Source organism: Streptomyces sp. PTY087I2, from assembly GCF_001687325.1.
GTDB lineage: Bacteria > Actinomycetota > Actinomycetes > Streptomycetales > Streptomycetaceae > Streptomyces.
On the sequence record NZ_LZRD01000003.1, the window covers coordinates 271,962 to 292,452 of the forward strand.

The 20,491-nt window shown below is 68.8% G+C and carries 15 protein-coding genes; 4 read left to right on the forward strand and 11 right to left on the reverse strand.

Annotated elements, in window-relative coordinates; all coding sequences use genetic code 11:
* Positions 1-55 precede the first annotated feature (55 nt).
* Both A3Q37_RS04670 and A3Q37_RS04675 read left to right on the forward strand, forming a co-directional pair.
* Positions 56-1,132: an LCP family protein gene (locus A3Q37_RS04670; RefSeq protein WP_065477823.1), complete on the forward strand. Its 1,077-nt coding sequence runs from the start codon at positions 56-58 to the stop codon at positions 1,130-1,132.
* A 38-nt stretch (positions 1,133-1,170) separates the two neighbouring features.
* On the forward strand, positions 1,171-1,572 hold the full coding sequence (locus A3Q37_RS04675) for an NTP pyrophosphohydrolase (protein ID WP_065477826.1): 402 nt from the start codon (positions 1,171-1,173) through the stop codon (positions 1,570-1,572).
* Here the strand turns inward: A3Q37_RS04675 and A3Q37_RS04680 are convergent.
* The 9 genes from A3Q37_RS04680 to ngcE form a co-directional block, all read right to left on the reverse strand.
* A complete protein-coding gene (locus A3Q37_RS04680; RefSeq protein ID WP_065477829.1) occupies positions 1,569-3,035 on the reverse strand; it encodes an amino acid permease in 1,467 nt (488 codons plus the stop codon). The two genes, A3Q37_RS04675 and A3Q37_RS04680, sit on opposite strands and share 4 nt — an antisense overlap.
* A 189-nt stretch (positions 3,036-3,224) precedes the next feature.
* Positions 3,225-5,138, reverse strand: a complete 1,914-nt coding sequence (dxs, locus tag A3Q37_RS04685) for a 1-deoxy-D-xylulose-5-phosphate synthase (RefSeq protein ID WP_065477832.1) — start codon at positions 5,136-5,138, stop codon at positions 3,225-3,227.
* Positions 5,139-5,300: 162 nt separating this feature from the next.
* A complete protein-coding gene (locus A3Q37_RS04690; RefSeq protein WP_176711344.1) occupies positions 5,301-6,635 on the reverse strand; it encodes a sugar ABC transporter permease in 1,335 nt (444 codons plus the stop codon).
* Positions 6,632-7,420, reverse strand: coding sequence for an ATP-binding cassette domain-containing protein (locus tag A3Q37_RS04695; protein ID WP_065477835.1), 789 nt, complete (start codon positions 7,418-7,420; stop codon positions 6,632-6,634). The genes A3Q37_RS04690 and A3Q37_RS04695 overlap by 4 nt, the downstream gene beginning before the upstream one ends.
* 299 nt (positions 7,421-7,719) lie before the next feature.
* Positions 7,720-8,832 (reverse strand): sugar ABC transporter substrate-binding protein, encoded by a 1,113-nt coding sequence (locus A3Q37_RS04700; RefSeq protein WP_065477838.1) that lies wholly within the window; start codon positions 8,830-8,832, stop codon positions 7,720-7,722.
* Positions 8,833-8,952: 120 nt separating this feature from the next.
* Entirely contained in the window at positions 8,953-10,152 is a 1,200-nt protein-coding gene (locus A3Q37_RS04705; protein ID WP_010072512.1) for an ROK family transcriptional regulator, read from the reverse strand.
* A 228-nt stretch (positions 10,153-10,380) separates the two neighbouring features.
* Positions 10,381-11,328, reverse strand: coding sequence for a carbohydrate ABC transporter permease (locus A3Q37_RS04710; RefSeq protein WP_065477841.1), 948 nt, complete (start codon positions 11,326-11,328; stop codon positions 10,381-10,383).
* Positions 11,328-12,248, reverse strand: coding sequence for a carbohydrate ABC transporter permease (locus tag A3Q37_RS04715; protein WP_065477844.1), 921 nt, complete (start codon positions 12,246-12,248; stop codon positions 11,328-11,330). Before A3Q37_RS04715 ends, A3Q37_RS04710 begins: the two co-directional genes overlap by 1 nt.
* A gap of 49 nt (positions 12,249-12,297) precedes the next feature.
* Positions 12,298-13,743: an N-acetylglucosamine/diacetylchitobiose ABC transporter substrate-binding protein gene (gene ngcE, locus A3Q37_RS04720; RefSeq protein ID WP_065477847.1), complete on the reverse strand. Its 1,446-nt coding sequence runs from the start codon at positions 13,741-13,743 to the stop codon at positions 12,298-12,300.
* A 503-nt stretch (positions 13,744-14,246) separates the two neighbouring features.
* On the opposite strand from ngcE, the gene A3Q37_RS04725 reads away from it, so the two are divergent.
* A complete protein-coding gene (locus A3Q37_RS04725) occupies positions 14,247-18,128 on the forward strand; it encodes a GH92 family glycosyl hydrolase (protein WP_065477850.1) in 3,882 nt (1,293 codons plus the stop codon).
* A gap of 76 nt (positions 18,129-18,204) precedes the next feature.
* Here the strand turns inward: A3Q37_RS04725 and A3Q37_RS37115 are convergent, their stop codons facing one another.
* Positions 18,205-18,852: a hypothetical protein gene (locus A3Q37_RS37115; protein ID WP_065477853.1), complete on the reverse strand. Its 648-nt coding sequence runs from the start codon at positions 18,850-18,852 to the stop codon at positions 18,205-18,207.
* A gap of 228 nt (positions 18,853-19,080) precedes the next feature.
* Between A3Q37_RS37115 and A3Q37_RS04735 the strand changes: the two genes are divergently transcribed.
* Complete coding sequence (locus A3Q37_RS04735) at positions 19,081-19,707, forward strand: hypothetical protein (RefSeq protein ID WP_141693549.1); 627 nt, start codon at positions 19,081-19,083, stop codon at positions 19,705-19,707.
* An 86-nt stretch (positions 19,708-19,793) separates the two neighbouring features.
* Here the strand turns inward: A3Q37_RS04735 and A3Q37_RS04740 are convergent, their stop codons facing one another.
* Positions 19,794-20,414 carry a histidine phosphatase family protein gene (locus tag A3Q37_RS04740; protein ID WP_065477858.1) on the reverse strand — a complete coding sequence of 207 codons (621 nt, stop codon included), beginning with the start codon at positions 20,412-20,414 and terminating at the stop codon, positions 19,794-19,796.
* Positions 20,415-20,491 lie beyond the last annotated feature (77 nt).

Here is a 20,491-nt window from a genome sequence, read left to right on the forward strand (position 1 = left end):
GTCCCCCGCACTCCCCCGGCCCCTGCGGGCCATGAGACTTGAGGACTCGCGCACGATGAGCAACGACGAGACGACCCCGGGCCCCCGCGCCTCCCGACGTTCGGCCAAGCCCCGCAGACGCCGCGGTCTCAAGATCACGCTGGTGGTCCTGCTCGTCCTGCTGCTCGCGACCGGCGGCACCCTCTACTGGCTCTACAGTCGGCTCGACGGGAACATCAAGGGCGTCGACATCAACAAGGCGCTCGGCGAGGACCGCCCCGAGAAGCTGCCCACCAGCGGGCAGAATCTGCTGGTCCTCGGCTCGGACTCGCGTGCCGGGGCGGAGAACCAGGAGCTGGGCGGCGGCGGTGCCGTCAGCGGCGCGCGCTCCGACACCGCGATGGTGGTGCACATACCCGAGGGCCGGTCGAAGGCCGTCGCCGTCTCCATCCCGCGCGACACCCTGGTGACCCGGCCCGAGTGCGTCAAGGACGACGGCTCCACGGTGGCGGCCAGGGAGCGCGTCATGTTCAACTCCGTCTACGCGCAGGTCGGTCCGGCCTGTGTGGTGAAGACGGTGGAGAAGATGTCCGGCGTCCGCGTCGACCACTACCTGGAGATCAACTTCGCCGGGTTCAAGGACCTGGTCGACGCGATCGGCGGGGTCACCGTCGACGTACCGCAGGACATCCACGACCAGGCGTCCGGGCTGGACCTCACCGCGGGTCCGCACAAGCTGGACGGCACCCAGTCCCTGGCGTACGTCCGGACCCGGCACGGCATCGGCGACGGCAGCGACCTCGGCCGCATCGGTCTCCAGCAGCAGTTCCTGATGGCCCTGCTCAGCGAGGTCAAGTCGCAGGACCTGCTGGGCAGTCCGGCCGGCTCCTACAGAATCGCCGACTCGGCCACCAAGGCGCTCACCACCGACTCCGGGCTCGATTCGCTCTCCTCGCTGGCGGAGTTCGCCCGCTCCATGAACGGCGTCGACCCGGCCTCCATGGAGACGATCATGCTGCCGGTGGCGTACGACAAGATCGACCCGAACCGGGTGATCGCCGCCGAGCCGCAGGCCGGTCAGCTGTGGAAGGCGATCCGCGAGGACACCACGATCCCCGAGGAAGCGAAGAAGTCCCCCGCCACCGGGGGCTGACGGACCGTCGTACCGCTCGCCCGTGACACCCTGCCGGGATGAGCGAGGACGAAGCGGTGCTGGTGATCGTGGACGGCGCCAATGTGGTCGGGTCCGTGCCCGACGGCTGGTGGCGGGACCGGCGCGGGGCGGCGGTCCGGCTGCGCGACTCCCTGGTTCCGTACGCCACGGACGGGCTGCCCGGGCTGCCCGGCCCGGCCGAGATCGTGCTCGTGGTCGAGGGGGCCGCCCGGGGCGTCGCATCCGTGGCCGGGGTCCGGGTCGTATCGGCCCCCGGCAGCGGTGACGATCTCATCGCCGAACTGGCGGCCGCCGCCGGACCGGACCGGGAGTGCGTCGTCGTCACCGCCGACCGCGGGCTGCGGCAGCGGGTCGAGGCGTACGGGGCCCGGTGCGTGGGACCCCGTACGGTACGGCCTCCCCAGGGCCGGGAACGCTAGCGGTTCTCCCTCGCCATCCGGCTGTGGGAGCGGCCGTACGCGAAGTAGACGACGACGCCGAGGACCATCCAGGCGCCGAAGCGCACCCAGGTCTCCACCGGCAGGTTGAGCATCAGCCAGACCGAGGCAGCCACCGAGAGGACCGGAAGCACCGGCACCCACGGCGTGCGGAACGCGCGGGGCAGGTCCGGCTGGGTGCGGCGCAGGACCAGGACGCCGAGGGCGACGACGACGAACGCGAAGAGCGTGCCGATGTTCACCAGGGTGGCCAGCTCCTCGATGCTGGTGAACCCGGCGATGATCGCGATGACCACGCCGAGCAGGATCGTCGGCCGGTACGGGGTGCGGAAGCGCGGGTGGGTCTTGGAGAAGAAGCGCGGGAGCAGGCCGTCCCGGCTCATCGCGAAGAAGACACGGGTCTGGCCGAGCAGCAGGATCATGCAGACCGTGGTGAGGCCGACCGCCGCGCCGAAGCTGATCAGACCGGCGTAGAACGGATGCCCGGTGGCCTTGAAGGCGTCGGCGAGCGGGGCACTGACGGACAGTTCGCTGTAGTGCTGCATCCCGGTGACCACGAGGGAGACCGCCACGTAGAGCACCGTGCAGATCAGGAGCGAGCCGAGGATGCCGCGCGGCATGTCGCGCTGGGGCAGCTTGGTCTCCTCGGCGGCGGTGGCGACCACATCGAAGCCGATGAAGGCGAAGAAGACGATGGAGGCGGCGGTGAAGATGCCCATCACGCCGAAGTTGGTGGGTTCGTAACCGAACATCAGCTGAACGAGCGGGGCGTCCCAGCCCGAGCCCGCGGGCTGCTTCTCGGCCGGCGGGATGAAGGGCTTGTAGTTCTCGGCCTTGATGAAGAACAGCCCCGCGATGATCACCATGAGGACCACGCCGACCTTGATCGCCACCACGACCGAGGTGACGCGGGCGGAGAGCTTCATGCCGACGACCAGGATGACGGTCAGCACGAGCACCAGGGCGAAGGCGAGGATGTCGAAGCCGAAACCTTCCGCCACGTCCGGCCCCGAGAGCACCTCGGGCATCGTCCAGTCGACGTTGTCCATCAGCGAGCGGACGTAGCCGGACCAGCCGACCGCGACCACCGCGGTGCCCAGGGCGAACTCCAGCACCAGGTCCCAGCCGATGATCCAGGCGACCAGTTCGCCCAGCGATGCGTACGCGAAGGTGTAGGCGGAACCGGCCACCGGGACGGTGGAGGCGAACTCGGCGTAGCAGAGCGCGGCCAGGGCGCACACGATGCCCGCCGCGACGAACGCGAGGGCGGTGGCGGGGCCCGCCGTCTCCTTGGCGACCTGGCCGGTGAGGACGAAGATGCCGGTGCCGATGATGACGCCGACGCCGAAGACCGTCAGGTCCAGGGCGGAGAGGGACTTCCGGAGCCCGTGCTCCGGCTCCTCGGTGTCCCGGATCGACTGTTCGACGGACTTGGTGCGGAACATTCCGTTTCCGCGGGGTGGTGTGACCTGCGCGCTCACCTGCGTACCTCCACGCATTGGTTGTGAACGCCATGATTCGGACCGGTCGGGCGCGCGAACGCGCCATCCGGCCCGTTTCACGCGAATGGGCCGGGAGAACCACCCGTACAGGGGCGGTTCTCCCGGCCCGTCGGCCGTACGGAGCGCTGTGGATCAGTCGCGGGCGGGCTCCACGGCGCGGCTCTCGAAGCGGCCGTCGAGCTTGGCCACCAGGCCCGTGACCTGCCGGGCGATGTCCGGCGCGGTCAGGCCGATGTCGGTCATGACCTCGCCGCGCGAGGCGTGGTCGAGGAAGACCGGCGGGATGCCGAAGTCGCGCAGCGGTACGTCGACATCGGCGTCGCGCAGGGCCTGGGAGACGGCGGAGCCGACGCCTCCGGCACGGCTGTTGTCCTCGACGGTGACGACGACGCGGTGGCGCTCGGCGAGCGGGGCGAGCGCCTCGTCGACGGGCTTGACCCAGCGGGGGTCGACGACGGTGCTGGAGATGCCCTGCGCGTCCAGCAGATCGGCGATCTCCAGGCACATCGGGGCGAGCGCGCCGACGGAGACGATCAGGACGTCGGGGCGGGCCGCCTTCGGCTTGCGCAGGATGTCCATGCCGCCGGCCTTGCCGACCGCCGTGACGGCGGGGCCGACCGCGCCCTTGGAGAAGCGGACCACGGTGGGCGCGTCGTCGACGGCGACGGCCTCGCGCAGCTGGGCGCGGACCTGGTCGGCGTCGCGCGGGGCGGCGATGCGGAGGCCGGGCACGCACTGGAGGATCGACATGTCCCACATGCCGTTGTGCGAGGCGCCGTCCGTGCCGGTGATGCCGGCCCGGTCCAGGACGAAGGTGACGCCGCACTTGTGCAGGGCGACGTCCATCAGGACCTGGTCGAAGGCGCGGTTGAGGAAGGTGGCGTAGACCGCGAAGACCGGGTGGAGGCCGCCGGTGGCGAGGCCGGCCGCGGAGACCGCGCCGTGCTGCTCGGCGATGCCGACGTCGTAGATCCGGTCCGGGAAGGCCTCCTCGAACCTGCCGAGGCCGACCGGCTGGAGCATGGCGGCCGTGATGGCGACGATGTCCTCGCGCTCCTGGCCGAGCTTGACCATCTCCTCACCGAAGACGGAGGTCCAGTCGAGGCCGGAGGTGGAGATCGGCAGGCCGGTGTCGGGGTGGATCTTGCCGACGGCGTGGAAGCGGTCGGCCTCGTCCTCCAGGGCCGGGGTGTAGCCGCGGCCCTTCTCGGTGAGGCAGTGCACGATGACCGGGCCGCCGAAGCGTTTGGCGCGCTGGAGCGCGGATTCCAGGGCCTCGACGTCGTGGCCGTCGATCGGGCCGACGTACTTGAGGCCGAGGTCCTCGAACATGCCCTGCGGGGCGATGAAGTCCTTGAGGCCCTTCTTGGCGCCGTGCAGGGTCTCGTACAGCGGGCGGCCGACGACGGGCGTGCGCTCCAGGATGTCCTTGCCGCGGGCCAGGAACCGTTCGTAACCGTCGGTCGTACGGAGCGTGGCGAGGTGGTTGGCCAGGCCGCCGATGGTCGGGGCGTAGGAGCGCTCGTTGTCGTTGACGACGATGACGAGGGGGCGGTCCTTGGCGGCGGCGATGTTGTTCAGCGCCTCCCAGGCCATTCCGCCGGTGAGCGCGCCGTCACCGATGACCGCGACGACGTGGTCGTCCTTCTTCAGGACCTCGTTCGCCTTGGCGAGGCCGTCGGCCCAGCCGAGGACGCCGGAGGCGTGGCTGTTCTCGATGATGTCGTGGTCGGACTCGGCGCGGGAGGGGTAGCCGGAGAGGCCGCCCTTGCTCTTGAGCCGGGAGAAGTCCTGGCGGCCGGTGAGGAGCTTGTGGACGTAGGCCTGGTGGCCGGTGTCCCAGAGCACCTTGTCCTTGGGGGAGTCGAAGACCCGGTGCAGGGCGATGGTGAGCTCGACGACGCCCAGGTTGGGTCCGAGGTGGCCGCCGGTCTTGGACACCGCGTCCACCAGGAAGGTGCGGATCTCCTCCGCGAGCTGGTCCAGCTCACCGAGGCTGAGCCGGTCCAGGTCGCGCGGTCCCTTGATGCGGGTCAGCAGATCCACCCGTGCCTCCTTGCGTTTGAGCTGATCGAGCGTGCCGATCCGACGATTCTAGTGTTCCGCCACCGGACGTGAGCAGCGGGCGGGCCTGTTCGTAGCGATACCCGGACACGCGCAGGTGCCCGGCACCCCCTGGGGGCACCGGGCACCTGCGCGGTTGTGCGGTCAGGCGCGGCCCGCGGTCTTCTGGGTCTTACGGGTGACGGAGTCGATGACGACGGTGGCCAGGAGCACACCACCGGTGATCATGTACTGGATCGGCGTGGCGATGCCCTCCAGCGACAGTCCGTACTGGATGGAGACGATGACCATGACGCCGAGCAGCGCGTTCCAGGTGCGGCCGCGGCCGCCGAAGAGGCTGGTGCCGCCGATGACGGCCGCCGCGATGACGTTCATCAGGAGGTCGCCGGTGCCGGAGCCCTGGTTGGCCGCCGCGATCTTGGAGGCCCAGAACAGGCCGCCGATCGCCGCGAAGGTCCCCGCGATGGAGAAGACGGAGATCCGGATCGCGGTGACGTTGATACCGGCGCGCCGGGAGGCCTCGACGCTGCCGCCGAGCGCGAAGATCTTCCGCCCGTAGGCCGTGCGGCGGAGCAGGAAGTCCGTGCCGACCAGGACGATCAGGAAGAGGACCAGGGCGAGCGGCAGGCCGCGGTACTGGTTGAACATGTACGCGGCGGCGAAGGCGAACACCGCGAGGACGGCGGTGCGTACGACGATGTCGGCGACCGGGCGGGACGGGATGCCCGCGGCCTCGCGGCGGCGGGTGTCCAGGAACGCCGCGGCGAAGTAGCCGATGACCGCGATGGCGGCGAGCCCGTAGGCGGCGGCGACATCGGTGAAGTAGTACGTGGTCAGCTGGCCGACCACGCCGTCGCCGTCCAGGTTGATCGTGCCGGAGTCGCCGAGCAGCTGGAGCATGAAGCCGAGCCAGAACAGCAGGCCGGCCAGGGTGACGGCGAAGGCCGGGGCCCCGATCCGGGCGAAGAAGAAGCCGTGGATCGCGCCCATCACCGCGCCGCTGACGATGGCGACGACGATCGCCAGCCATTCGTTCATGCCCTGGGTGACGCTGAGCACCGCGACCAGGGCGCCGGAGACACCGGAGACGGAGCCGACCGAGAGGTCGATCTCGCCGAGCAGCAGCACGAAGATGATGCCCACGGCCATCATGCCGGTGGCGACCATGGTGACCGCGATGTCGCTGATGTTCTTCGCGGAGAGGAACTCGGAGTTCAGGCTCTGGAAGACGATGGCGATGATCGCGAGGCCGATGACCACCGGGATCGAGCCCAGGTCACCGCCGCTGATCTTGCGCTTGAACTCGGTGAGGTAACCGGCGAGGCCCTGCTCGCGGATGAGCAGCCGGGGGTCGACGACCGTGGCGGCGCCCTCGGCGGCGTCCGGGTTGCCGACCGGCGGCGGGTCCGCCTGGGTGGCGCCCTTGTCGAGCGGGGTGCTGCTCTTGTCCACCGTGTTGGTGGTCTCGTCGGTGGTCACTTGGAAACCTCCGCGTTGCGCGCCGCACGTCGGGTCACGGCGTTGTCCGTGGCGCCGGTGATGGCGGAGATGATCTCTTCCTGGGAGGTGGTCTTCACATCGAAGACACCGTTGTTCCGGCCCAGCCGGAGCACGGCGACCTTGTCGGCCACGGCCTTCACGTCGGCCATGTTGTGGCTGATGAGGATGACCGCGTGACCGCGCTCGCGCAGCCGCTCGACGAGGTCGAGGACCTGGGCGGTCTGCTCGACGCCGAGGGCGGCGGTCGGCTCGTCGAGGATGACGAGCTTGGGCTCGCCGAGCATCGACCGGGCGATGGCCACGGTCTGGCGCTGACCGCCGGAGAGCGAGGCGATCGGGATGCGGACGCTCGGGATCCGGATGGAGAGCGTGGAGAGCAGCTCACGGGAGCGGCGCTCCATCTCCACCTCGTCCAGGACGCCGAACCTGCGCAGCTCCCGGCCCAGGTAGAGGTTGCCGACGACATCGATGTTGTCGCACAGCGCGAGGTCCTGATAGACGGTCGCGACGCCGAGGTTCTGGGAGTCGTGCGGCTTGTTGATCTGCACCGCCCGGCCCTCCCACTCGATGACGCCGTCATCGATGGGGTGCACTCCGGCGATCGTCTTGACCAGCGTTGATTTACCGGCGCCGTTGTCGCCGACCAGGGCGACCACCTCGCCGGCGTGGACCTCAAGCTCTACATCGGTGAGTACCTGGACGGCACCGAAGCGCTTGGAGACCCCTCGCAACGCCAACACGGGCGTAGCGGACACATGAACCATCTCCTTCGCCGCCTGACCGGCGGGGATGCCGCGCCCGGGGGAAGGCGCGGCGGTGTCGAGCAGAAGAGATACGGGAAAAGCGGTGAAGCGTTCCGTCCGGCGCCCCGCCCGGTAGCGGGACGGTTGATGTGCGGGACGCCGGACAGGCTTCGTGACGCGGGCGGGCCGGGGGCCTGCGCCCGCGCGGGCGGTGGGCCGCCCGGCCCTCGCGCGGACGCGGCGGGCCGGGTGGCGGTGGAGCGGGCGGGACCCGGCCGCTCGGGGGCGGGCCGGGTCCCTGGGGCCGGAGCCCCGGGGGACTACTTCAGGCCGATCTTGTCGCAGGCGGCCTTGTACTTGGCCGAGCAGATCTCGTCCAGCGTCCAGATGCCGTCCTTGACGACGGTGTCCTTGATGTTGTCCTTGGTCAGCGAGACGACCGGGACGAGGACCGTCGGGATGCCCTTGGTGGTGGCGCTGTCGACCTTGGAGGTGGCGATGGAGTCGAGCTTCTCGCCCTTGGCGAGGGCGACGGCCATCTCCGCGGCGACGATGCCCTCGGCCGGGTAGGACTTGTAGACGCTCATGAACTGCTCACCGGAGACGATGCGCTGCACACCCGCGAGCTCGGCGTCCTGGCCGGTGACCGGCGGGAGCGGCGAGAGACCGGCGCCCTTGAGGGCGGTGATGATGCCGCCCGCCATGCCGTCGTTGGCGGAGTAGACGCCGTCGATCTTGTCCTTGCCGAGCGCGGTGATCGCCGCCTCCATGTTGGCGTTGGCGTTCTCCGGCTTCCACTCCTTGGTGTCGTACTCCTTGCCGTACTTCACCTTGCCGTCGAGGACGGACTTGGCGCCCTTCTTGAAGAGCGCGGCGTTCGGGTCGGTGATCGCACCGTTCATCATCACGATCGTGGCACCGTCGGCCTTGTCGCCCAGGGCCTCCAGCAGGGCGGTGCCCTGGGCCCGGCCGACCTCTTCGTTGTCGAAGGAGGTGTAGGCGTCGATGGGGCCCTCGGCGAGGCGGTCGAAGGCGACGACCGGGATGCCGGCCTCCTTGGCCTTCTTGACGCTGTTGGCGATCGCCTTGGAGTCGACCGAGCCCAGGATGAGGGCGTCGACCTTGTTGGTGATCATGGTGTCGACCTGCTGGGCCTGCGTGGTCGCATCCTGCTTGGCGTTGGCGTAGGTGACCTTCGCCTTGCCGTCGGTGAGCTCGCTGATCTTCTTCTCGATGATCGGCCGGTCGAACTTCTCGTAACGGGCCGTCTGGTTCTCGGGAAGGAGCAGACCTATCTTCAGGTCGTCGCCCTTCTTCTCCGAGCTCTGTTCGGCCTTGTCGCCGGACTCCTTGGCGCTCCCGCAAGCGGCCAGCGAGATCGCCATCGTGGTGGCGGCAACGGCAACGGCGGCACGACGCATACGCGTGTTCATTCTCGAACCTCCCTGACGAGGCCGCGACGTTGCGGCCGAGGTGGCTGGAAGTCAACTCGGCCCCAGCGCCAGCGTCAAGGAGTAAATCCTTAACGAGATGACAACGGTGCCATTCGTTATCTAAGTGAAGGCAGGAGTGGCCACGGGGAGGGTGCTCTCCAAAAGGGTTGAATCCCCCATCTCGCTGAGCACCAGGGCGAGTGCGCCCAGCACCTCGGCACGGCCGCCGAGCGCCCCGGGGAGGACCGAGAGCTGCCGGGCGGCGCTGGGGATCGCGTACCGCGACACGGAGTCCCGTATGGGCCCCAGAACCAGCTCCCCGGCCTCCGCCAGCGAGCCGCCGAGCACCACGCGGCTGGGGTTGAGCAGATTGCACAGGTTGGCCACGCCGCTGCCTATGTGGCGGCCCACGTCCCCGATCACCCGGCGGCACCCCGGATCGCCCTCCCGGGCCAGCTGGACCACCCGCTCCATGGTGAGCCCGGGGCCGTGGCTGGGCTGGAGGAGCGGCAGGACGTAGCGGGCGGCGGTGAAGGTCTCCAGGCAGCCGCGGTTGCCGCAGCGGCAGACCGGGCCCGACTCGTCGAGCGTGATGTGCCCGATCTCGCCGGCCGTGCCGCCCGGGCCCCGGTAGATGGTCCCGTCGATCACCAGACCGGCGCCGACGCCGCTGGCCACCTTGATGTACGCCAGGTCCTTGACGCCCCGGCCGCTGCCCCAGACCAGCTCGCCCAGCGCCCCGAGGTTGGCGTCGTTGTCGACGTACACGGGCACGCCGAGGCGGCCGGAGAGCTCCTCGCTGGGGTTGATGCCCGTCCAGCCCGGCAGGATCGAGGTGGAGCCCAGCGTGCCGGACTCGACGTCGATGGGGCCCGGCACGCCGAGGCCGACGCCGATCACCTTGTCCGGGCCGATCCCGGTGGCCTCGATCAGCCGCTTGACCAGCACCTCGGCCCGGTCGAAGCCCTCGGCGGAGGAGGCGTCGACGTCCAGCGGTTCGGACTCCTCGGCGAGCACCTGGTGGGCGAGGTTGCCGACGGCGACGCGCAGATGCGTATGGCCGAAGTCGACGCCGATGACGATGCCCGCGTCGCCGCTGAGCGAGACGCTGCGGGCCCGGCGGCCGCCCGCCGAGGTGGGGGTGACCTCGACCGTTCCGCCGTCCTTCAGCTCCCGGACGATATTGGAGACGGTGGCCGCGGAGAGGCCCGTGCTCCGGGCGATCTCCGCCTGGGTGAGCGATCCCGCCATCCGTACGGCGCGTACGACCCGCTCCAGATTGGCCCTGTGCAGCGATGTCTGCGACCCGGGAGTCTCCATCGACTCATCCACTCCTGCCCTTGGCGGGCGGCCCCTGAGGACCGCCCCGGCCGGGGCCGCAGCGATGAGACCCCCGCTTCCTCCAACATGTGAACTCTAAGCTGACCGTTCGGGGGTGCCTCCCGTCAAGACCTGAGCACCGGCGCACCCCATAACAACCCGGTGCCCCGGCGGAGGGACTCCGCCGGGGCACCGGGTTGTTGCCGATATGTGACCTTCTCGCGTGACCTACTTCAGCGCGCCCGCCGTCAGACCGGAGACGACCTGCCGCTGGAAGATGATGTAGGCGGCCAGCACGGGCAGCATCGCGATCACCAGACCGGCGAAGAGGCCGGAGTAGTCGCCCTTGTAGCCCTGGCTGGCGGCCAGCTCCACCAAGCCCTGAGCCAGCACCCGCTTCTCCGGGTCGGTGTTCAGCACCGTCGGCAGCATGTACTGGTTCCACTGCCCCAGGAAGTTGAAGATCCCGACGCTGATCAGGCCGGGCTTGGCCATCGGCAGCATGACCTGGAAGAACGTCCGGGTGTGCGAGGCCCCGTCGATGATCGACGCCTCCGCCACCGAGGTCGGCAGCGTACGGAAGAACGAGGTCAGGAAGAACACGGTGAACGGCAGCGAGTACGCGATGTACACGGCGATCAGGCCGTGGATCGTGTTCAGCAGCCCCATGTTGTCCATGACGTAGAACAGCGGGACCAGCGCCAGCATGATCGGGAAGCTCATGCCGCCGACGAACAAGAAGTAAATGAAGCGGTTCCCGGGGAACTCGAAGCGGGCCAGCACATAGGCGGCCATGGACCCGAGGACCAGGGTGCCCACCAGCGACCCGCCCACCACCAGGATGGTGTTCAGGAAGTACTCGCTCATGTGGGCCTGGCTCCAGGCCCGGCCCCAGCTGTCGAAGTTCAGCGAGGTGGGCAGCGACCACGGGGTGTTGAAGATGTCCGAGTCGGTCTTGAACGAGGACATCACCGCCCAGAACAGCGGCAGGACGACCATGATCGCCCACAGGATCAGCATCCCGTGCGAGAAGACGTTGAGGACGGTGCCCTCGCTGCTCTTCGCGGGGGCCGATGAGCCCTTGGAGACCGTCCCGGAGCGCTGGGCCGGAACCTTGGCGTCGGCCCCGGACGGGGACCCCGCGGGCCCGGACGGAGGGGTGTCAGTGGTCTTCATCAGAACTCCAGCCGCTCGCGCCGGCCCACCCGCATGACGATGGCGGCGAACGCCAGCGTCACGATGAGCAGGGCGACACCGATCGTGGTCGCGTAGCCCGCCTGTCCGTCACGGAACGCCGACTGGTAGACGTACAGCGGCAGGACGGTGGTCGAGTAGTCGGGCCCGCCGGGGCCGACGCTCATGATGTGGACGATGGCGAAGCCCTCGGCGCCGAGCGCCAGGATGCCCATGTAGACCCAGCCGGACTGGACCGTGTCCCACAGCAGGGGCAGCGTGATCCGGAAGAAGGTCGTGAAGCGGCTCGCCCCGTCCAGCAGGGCCGCCTCGTAGAAGTCCTTGGGGATGGAGGCCATGCCCGCGGAGAACAGCACCACGAAGAAGCCAGTGGTGCACCAGACGAGGACCGCCATGATGACCCACAGGGCCAGGTTCGGATCGCCCAGCCAGTCCGGTACGTCGTCGAAGCCCACGGCCTTGAGCGTGCCGTTGATCATGCCCTGGGCCGGGTCGAAGGCGAACTGGAACAGGATGGCCACGATCGCGATCGAGAGCACCTGCGGGAAGAAGTACGCGATCTTGTAGAACCCCGAGCCCCGTACGCCGGTGACGGCGGCGCCCTTGCGGCGCCGCCCGCCCACGTTGAGCATGAAGGCGAAGAAGAGCGCGAGGCCCAGCGTCACCAGCGGGAGCAGCACCGCCAGCAGCACACTGTGCTGGAGCGATTTCCAGAAGACGTCGTCGTCGAGCATCTTGGTGTAGTTGTCGAACCCGACCATCTTGAAGTCGGGGCTCAGACCCGTCCAGTCCGTGAACGAGTAGTAGATGGACTGGATGAAGGGCCAGATGACGAAGATGACGTACAACGCCATCGGGACCACCAAGAACCCGACTATGAACCGGTATTTACCGTGTTGCATCGTTACCGACTCCGACCTTCCCGTGCTGCCCGCCGCTGGTGACGCGTGGTCACTGGTGCCTGAAGTGCTTGATGGACTGGTCCTTGGCGGTCGCGTCGGCGAAGGCCTGGATCTTCTTGATGGTCTCGGCCGGCTTGGCGCGGCCCGCCATCATCTCGCCGAGCGCGGCGACACCGATCTGCTCCTTCTGGAGCTTCACGTACCAGTCCTGGAGGCGCGGGTTGACCACGTTGGTGCCGGCCTTCTCCAGCGCGGCGACACCGGACTTGAGGCCGTCGGACAGCTCGATGCCGTCCGTGCCGCCGTTGAAGGCGGACAGCGACTTGGTGTTGCTGGTGAAGGACTTGGAGGAGGCCTCGCTGAGCATGATGCGCAGCTGCTCCATACCGCCCTCGACGTTCTTCGCCTTGCTCGGGACGATGAACGGCTCGCCGCCGGACGCCCAGATGGTGCCGAACGGCATCTTGTCGGAGGAGTCGAGGCTGGAGGGGGCGCCCACGGACAGCTTGAAGTCCTTGGGGATGATCGCCGCTTCCTCGTTCTCCACCCAGGAGCCGTTCGGGATGAACAGCGCCTTGCCGCGGGCCCAGGCGCCCTGCGAACCGCGGTGGTCGAGGCCGGGGGTGCCCTTGAGGATGTAGCCCTTGGCGACGAGCTCGTAGTACGCCTCGAAGGCCGCCTTGACCGCGGGGTGCTCCCAGGCCTTCGGCTCCAGGTTGTCGATCGCGTCGAGGACCTCGACACCGCCGATCTTGGCGATGAAGGGGTACAGCGAGAAGGGGAGGTAGTACGGGTGCTTGCCGGGGTAGGTCCAGCCGGCGATGCCCTCCTTCTTCGCCTTCGCGCAGAGCGCGAGCATGTCGTCCCAGTTCTCCGGGTACGTCGAGTCGAGCTTCTCCAGCGCGGTCTGCGAGTACCAGACGCCGTAGACCGTGTACGCGTAGTACATGATCCAGACCGGGTCGCCGTCGAACTGGCCCATCTCGACGATGCCGGGCCGCAGGGTGTCGCGGACCTTCTTGGCGGGGTCGTCGATGGAGGGGGCGTCGAGGAGCGGGGTCAGGTCGGTGAGCTGCTTCTTGCCGACCAGGACGCCCATGTCCATCTGCTGCGCGCCGGAGTTGTCGATCAGGTCCGGCGGGGTGCCACCGTTGAACCGCGGCTGAAGAACCGACTGGATCTTCTGCGTCGCCGAGAACTTGACCTTCGCCTCGGGGTAGGTCTTCTCGTAGACGGCCTTGGCGTCCTCGGCGTACTTGGTGCCGAAGCCACCGTCGAAGATGACGATCTCCAGCGGTGCGCTGCCGTTGACGGCCAGCGGGTTCTTGTCGCTCTTTTCGCCCTTTTCGACCTTGTCGTCGCTCTTGCTGTCGCCGCTCGCGCAGGCGGACAGGAAGCTCATCGTCGGAACAGCGATCAGGCCGAGTGCGGCAGAACGCTTGATCAGATCGCGACGGCCAAGGCCCTCATTGTTGTGGGCGGAGGTGGATCCCATGCTCAAGTCCTCGCCTTCTCCAGGACTCAGGCGGTGTGCCGGGTCACCCGTCGAGAATTCGCCTCGGGTGAAGGGCCCCGCCACCGCGGTCAGTTGCGCTTGGGTCATGCGGATATGCAGACGCACCGGACAGGCCGGTGCGGTGGGGATGCCGGGAGACCGTACAGCGAGGACACCCTCGGCGTCCTCGCGACGTTCCTGTTTCCCCCGCGCACATCCGTGTGAAACGGCTGTGCAGATGCCGACAGGTATAGTCCACTTGTCGCCAACTGAGCAAGATCGAAAGCAGGTTTGGACGGCAGTCTTTCCCGAGTTGAGACCTCCCGGATACCTCGGCGCCCCGCCCCCTCCTCCCACGGCTGCTATTTCCCCATTCCGGCCGATTCGCCGACGGGCCGCGCGACAACACCCTTGACACGTCCTGTCACTTGGCTCCCTACTGGACCTTGCATCCCGCTATGACAACGTTGTCCATGCATTTTCCCGGGGAGGAACGGCTCGGCATGCAGCCACCAAGCGGCCTCAACCACGGCTTCGACACAGCCCCTCACGCGGTCCCCGGCCCGGCCCCCCGCCGGAGACGGACCCCCACAGCAGCCGCTCTGGCGGCTTCCCTCGCCCTGGTGGTGATCGCCCCCGCGGTCGCCACCGCGCAGCCCTCCTCGCCGGACCGGAAGCCCGCCGGCGACCGGACGTTCACCACCTCCTTCGAGGCGGACGAGAAGCAGCCGGACTGGCGCAACACCGTCGAGGAGGGCCCCGACGGCAAGAAGCGGTCCTCCGGTGTCGACGGGGGCTTCTCCTCCGGCATCCCGGGCAATGTCACCGACCGGGTGACGGAGGTGCGGGCGAGCGCCGAGAACACCGCGGGTGGCGAGGTCAAGGAGAACCTCGTCGATGTCGAGCCGGCCTCCAAGTGGCTGACGTTCGCGAAGACCGGCTGGGTCGAGTTCGATCTGGACGAACCGGTCAAGGTCGTGACGTACGCACTCACTTCGGCCAACGACCACGCCGAACGCGACCCGAAGGACTGGACGCTCAAGGGCTCGGCGGACGGCAAGGAGTGGACCGACCTCGACACCCGCAGCGGCGAGTCCTTCGCCAAGCGGCACGAGACGAAGACGTACGACTTCGAAGGCGACACCGCCTACCCGCACCTCCGCCTGGAGATCACCGCGAACAACGGCGCGGACGCGCTCCAGCTCGCCGACGTTCAGTTCTCGAACGGTGACACCTCCACCCCGGTGCCCGACGAGATGCGCAGCCAGCCCGACCGCGGCCCCTCCGGCTCCCCCACCGCGAAGTCCGGCGCGGGATTCACCGGAAAGAAGGCACTGCGTTACGCGGGTACGCACAAGCCCGACGGGCGCGCGTACTCGTACAACAAGATCTTCGACGTGAACACGGCCGTCACCAAGGACACCGAGCTGTCCTATCTCGTCTATCCGCAGATGGGCGAGACGGACCTGAACTACCCGGCCACCCATGTCGCGGTGGATCTCGCCTTCACCGACGGCACGTACCTGAGCGATCTGAAGGCCACCGACAGCCACGGCGGGCTGCTGACCCCGCAGGGCCAGGCGGACGCCAAGCGCCTCTACGTCAACCAGTGGAACAAGGTCGCCGCCCGGATCGGCACGGTCGCCGCGGGCAAGACGGTGGACCGGATTCTGGTGGCGTACGACTCCCCCAAGGGGAAGGCGAAGTTCCAGGGCTGGATCGACGACATCGCGATCGCCCCGAAGGCTCCGGAGAAGCGCAAGGCGCATCTGTCGGACTACGCGCTGACGACCCGCGGCACCAACTCCAGCGGCGGCTTCTCGCGCGGCAACAACATTCCGGCCACGGCGGTCCCGCACGGCTTCAACTTCTGGACGCCGGTGACGAACGCCGGTTCGCTGAGCTGGCTGTACGACTACCACCGGGGCAACAACGAGGACAACCTCCCCACGCTCCAGGCGTTCGGCGCGAGCCATGAGCCGAGCCCGTGGATGGGCGACCGGCAGACCTTCCAGGTGATGCCGTCGGCCGCGAGCGGCACCCCGGACGCGTCCCGGACCGCCCGTGCGCTGCCGTTCCGGCACGAGAACGAGACGGCGAGGCCGCACTACTACGGCGTCACGTTCGAGAACGGCCTCAAGGCCGAGATGGCGCCGACCGACCACGCGGCCCGGATGCGGTTCACCTATCCGGGCAAGGACGCCAGCCTGATCTTCGACAACGTCTCGAACGACGGCGGCATCACGCTGGACCCGAAGACCAGCTCCTTCTCCGGATACACGGACGTCAAGAGCGGCCTGTCCACCGGCGCGACCCGGATGTTCGTGTACGGCGTCTTCGACGCGCCGGTCACCGACAGCGGCAAGCTGAAGGGCGGCGGGGGCGACGACGTCACCGGGTTCTTCCGCTTCGACGCGGGCAAGGACCGCACGGTCAACCTGCGGCTGGCGACCTCGCTGATCAGCGTCGACCAGGCGAAGCAGAACCTGGCGATGGAGATCCCGGAGTCGACGTCCTTCGAGAAGGTGCAGCGCAAGGCGCAGTCGGCCTGGGACGACGTCCTGGGCACGGTCGAGGTCGAGGGCGCCGACGCCGACCAGCTGACGACGCTCTACTCCAGCCTCTACCGGCTCTACCTCTACCCGAACTCGGGCCACGAGAAGGTGAAGGGCAAGAACAAGTACGCCAGCCCCTTCTCCAAGGCGACCGGGGAGAACACCCCGACGCAGACCGGCGCGAAGATCGTCGACGGTGAGGTGTACGTCAACAACGGCTTCTGGGACACCTACCGCACGACGTGGCCCGCCTACTCCTTCTTCTCCCCGAAGAAGGCCGGGAAGCTGGTGGACGGTTTCGTCCAGCACTACAAGGACGGCGGCTGGACCTCGCGCTGGTCCTCCCCCGGCTACGCGGACCTGATGACCGGCACCAGCTCGGACGTGGCGTTCGCCGACGCGTACGTCAAGGGCGTGAAGTTCGACGCCGAGGCGGCCTACGACGCGGCGCTCAAGAACGCCACCGTGGCCCCGCCGTCCTCGGGCGTCGGCCGCAAGGGCCTGGAGACCTCGGTCTTCACCGGTTACGCCGACACCGCCACCCACGAGGGCCTGTCCTGGTCCCTGGAGGGTTACGTCAACGACTACGGCATCGCCCGCATGGGCCAGGAGCTGTACAAGAAGACGAAGAAGGCACGGTACAAGGAAGAGTCCGAGTACTTCATGAACCGGGCGCAGAAGTACGTCAAGCTCTTCGACGGCAAGGCCGGGTTCTTCCAGGGGAAGAAGCCCAACGGCGACTGGCGCCTGCCCTCGGACGAGTACGACCCGCGGGTCTGGGGCTACGACTACACCGAGACCAACGGCTGGGGCTACGCCTTCACCGCCCCGCAGGACAGCCGGGGCCTGGCCAACCTGTACGGCGGCCGCGCGGGTCTGGGCAAGAAGCTGGACACGTACTTCTCGACACCGGAGACGGCGGGCCCGGAGTTCGTCGGCAGCTACGGTGGGGTCATCCACGAGATGACCGAGGCGCGGGACGTGCGGATGGGCCAGTACGGGCACAGCAACCAGGTCGCCCACCACGCCACGTACATGTACAACGCGGCCTCGCAGCCGTACAAGACGCAGGAGAAGGTCCGCGAGGTGCTGGGCCGGCTGTACGTCGGCAGCGAGATCGGGCAGGGCATCCACGGCGACGAGGACAACGGCGAGCAGTCGGCGTGGTTCCTCTTCTCCTCGCTCGGCTTCTACCCGCTGGTGATGGGCAGCGGGGAGTACGCGATCGGCTCGCCGCTCTTCAAGAAGGTCACCGTCCGCATGGACAACGGCCGCAAGCTGGTCGTGAAGGCCCCGAAGAACAGCGACAAGAACATCTATGTGCAGGGCGTGAAGGTCAACGGCAAGAAGTGGACCTCCACGGCGCTCCCCCACGACGTGCTGGCCAAGGGCGGCACGCTGGAGTTCGCCATGGGCCCGAAGCCGTCGGCCTGGGGCACGGGCAAGGACGCGGCCCCGGTCTCGGTGCAGAAGGACGACAAGGTCCCGACGCCCAAGGGCGACGCGCTGAAGGGGGACGGCGCGCTGTTCGACGACACCTCCGCCACGTCGGCGACGGTGGAGTCGGTGGAGCTGCCGGTGTCCTCGGCCACGAAGGGCGTCCAGTACACGCTGACCTCGGCGGCGGCGGACAAGGCCCCGAAGGGGTGGACGCTCCAGGGCTCGGCGGACGGCAAGAAGTGGAAGGACGTCGACCGCCGCGCCGGCCAGTCGTTCGCCTGGGACAAGCAGACCCGGGTGTTCTCGGTGGCGAAGCCCGGTGAGTACCGGCACTACCGGCTCGTCCTGGACGGCTCGGCGACGCTGGCGGAGGTCGAGCTGCTGAGCTGATCCGTCTCCCCGGCAGGCCGGGGGCGACACAGGGGCGGGAGTGGCTGGTCCACTCCCGCCCCTTCCCTTTGTTGCGTTACGACGCCGGGGACTTGCGGGCCGAGATCACCTGGCACGAGTAGACGAGCCGCTCGTTGGTGGGGTACGAAGCGTGCAGCGAGATGGACCGGTCGCCGCCCGGGGCGACGGTCACCGTCTTGAACTGGGAGCTGATGCTCTTGCTCGCGACGGTGGAGTTGGGGTACTTGCCGACCTTGAACTGCACCGTGAAGTTGTACTGGTAGGCGAACTCGGTGGACGCGTTCTGGATGTCGACCTCGTAGGTGATCCGTCCGGTGGAGCGCTGGTAACTGCAATTCTCGCCGATGACCTCGCTGTTGGCGGGCGCGTTGTACTGCGGCCGCGAGGTCGGACCGCTGCCGCCGCTGCCACCGGAGGAGAGACCGCCGGAGGAGAGGCCACCGGTGGTGCCGCCCGAGGTGCTGCCGCCGCTGCCGCCGGAGGAGAGCCCTCCGGAGCTGCTCGATCCGCCCGACGAGGCGCCCGGGAAGTCGGGCATTCCGCTCGGCCGCAACGAGAACGACGGATTCGGCATGCTCGGCTGCACCGGAGCGTCGCCGAGGCCGCCGAAGGCCTTGTCGCTCGGGTTGTCGGTGCAGCCGGAGAGGGTGATGGCGGCGGTGAGAGCGAGAGTTGCTGCGCCGACGGCGCGACGAACACGCATGTGATGATCCCCCGAAAAGAATGCGTAGCTGGCTCAGTTGAAGCGGACTCGGTTGGTGCGGGCCGTTCGCCGAACGGCAAAAGAGCCCGGGGCAGGTTATCGGATCGCGCCACCGGAACCGCAGCCGTTCAGGTCCCGAGCGCCGTGTGGGGCGGGAGCCGAGGTCTTGGTAGTTTGGGCCGCTCGCACGCTCATGCGTGGGCAACGCATTCACAACGGGGGACGACTATGAGCCAGCCCTGGCAGCCACAGCCACCGCAGCACAACCCGTACGGTCAGCCCGGACCGCAGCAGCAGCCGGGGTACGGCTACCCGGCCGCCCCTTACCCTCCCCAGCAGCCGATGCAGCAGGGCTGGGGCTCCCCCTACCAGCCGGGTTTCCGGCCGGCCGGCGGCCCGCGGTCGGGCAAGGCCTTCTTCCTCGGGCTGCTCGTCTCGGGAGCCCTCGGGCTGGTGTACTCGGGGATCCTGCTGGCCACCCACAAGGACCTGTCCCGGGTGGGCCTCCAGGCCAGCTACCTGGTCCTCGCGGCCGCGCTCGCGGTGGGTGTGGGAGCGGTGGTGGGCCGCACCGGAGGCCGTGCGGCCGGACCGCAGGTCTGGGCCGCGATCCTGGCCACGCTGGCCGCGTACTTCGGCGTCGCCAACGGCTATGTGTTCACGCTGCTCGACGCCGGCGGTGTCGATCTGCTCGAACTGGTGCTGGAGAACGAGCCCTTGGCCCCGCACAAGTTCTGGTGGCATCGCCTCAACGGCGGCGTCGCCCTCGTGGGCCTGGTCGTGGCCGCGGGGGGCGCCTTCGCCGTGGCCAATGTGATCGGCAAGAAGCAGCAGCCGCCACAGCAGCAGTACTGAACCCGCGCCCGGCGGCGCACGAGGGCCGCCGCCATCCCCGTACGCGAAGGGGATGGCGGCGGCCTTTCTGTTTAAGCCCTCCGTGTTCAGGCCCCCTGGAGGCTCTCCGGCAGGGCGACGTTGAGCGCGGCGACGACCGGGCGGCCGTGTTCGGTGCCGAGGCGGGAGACGGCGCCGGTGGCGAGCTGGAAGAGGCGGCCCTCGGCGGGGGTCAGGCCGAGGTAGCGGGCGGTGAGGACGCGCAGGAAGTGCGAGTGCGCGACGAGCGCGATGTCCTCCTCGTCCGCGACTTCTTCGGCGGCCGACCGGACGCCCGCGAGCACCTGGTCGGCCCGCTCCCCGATCTGGGCGGGGCTCTCGCCGGGGTGCTCGTCGGAGCCGGGGTCGACGCCGTCGGTCCAGAGGTTCCAGAAGGGGCGGGTGCGGCGGATCTCCCGGGTGGTGACGCCCTCGTACCCGCCGTAGTCCCACTCCCGCAGCTCGGGGGTGACCCGGGGGTCGGGGAGCCCGGCCAGTTCGGCGGTGCGGCGGGCCCGGATCGACGGGCTGACGAGGGTGAGCCCGATGCGCCGGTCGGCCAGCAGCGGGACGAGCGCGCGGGCCTGGCGCTCCCCGACGTCGGTGAGGGGGAGGTCGGTCCAGCTCGTGTGCTGCCCGGAACGGGACCACTCGGTCTCGCCGTGCCGGATGAGGATCAGCTCGCCCATGGGTGGTCCGTTCACTTTCTGTACGGGTGGCGCGGGGTGGGGGCGCCGCAGGCCCACCATCGCACGTCCGGACCGGG

Bases quoted from the DNA above. Each gene is read 5' to 3' on its own strand.
- A3Q37_RS37115 (WP_065477853.1), bottom strand. From the start codon at position 18,852: ATGCGTGTTCGTCGCGCCGTCGGCGCAGCAACTCTCGCTCTCACCGCC.
- A3Q37_RS04670 (WP_065477823.1), top strand. From the start codon at position 56: ATGAGCAACGACGAGACGACCCCGGGCCCCCGCGCCTCCCGACGTTCG.
- ngcE (WP_065477847.1), bottom strand. From the start codon at position 13,743: ATGGGATCCACCTCCGCCCACAACAATGAGGGCCTTGGCCGTCGCGAT.
- A3Q37_RS04675 (WP_065477826.1), top strand. From the start codon at position 1,171: ATGAGCGAGGACGAAGCGGTGCTGGTGATCGTGGACGGCGCCAATGTG.
- A3Q37_RS04695 (WP_065477835.1), bottom strand. From the start codon at position 7,420: ATGGTTCATGTGTCCGCTACGCCCGTGTTGGCGTTGCGAGGGGTCTCC.
- A3Q37_RS04700 (WP_065477838.1), bottom strand. From the start codon at position 8,832: ATGAACACGCGTATGCGTCGTGCCGCCGTTGCCGTTGCCGCCACCACG.
- A3Q37_RS04725 (WP_065477850.1), top strand. From the start codon at position 14,247: ATGCAGCCACCAAGCGGCCTCAACCACGGCTTCGACACAGCCCCTCAC.
- A3Q37_RS04710 (WP_065477841.1), bottom strand. From the start codon at position 11,328: ATGAAGACCACTGACACCCCTCCGTCCGGGCCCGCGGGGTCCCCGTCC.
- A3Q37_RS04735 (WP_141693549.1), top strand. From the start codon at position 19,081: ATGAGCCAGCCCTGGCAGCCACAGCCACCGCAGCACAACCCGTACGGT.
- A3Q37_RS04740 (WP_065477858.1), bottom strand. From the start codon at position 20,414: ATGGGCGAGCTGATCCTCATCCGGCACGGCGAGACCGAGTGGTCCCGT.
- A3Q37_RS04680 (WP_065477829.1), bottom strand. From the start codon at position 3,035: ATGTTCCGCACCAAGTCCGTCGAACAGTCGATCCGGGACACCGAGGAG.
- A3Q37_RS04705 (WP_010072512.1), bottom strand. From the start codon at position 10,152: ATGGAGACTCCCGGGTCGCAGACATCGCTGCACAGGGCCAATCTGGAG.
- A3Q37_RS04715 (WP_065477844.1), bottom strand. From the start codon at position 12,248: ATGCAACACGGTAAATACCGGTTCATAGTCGGGTTCTTGGTGGTCCCG.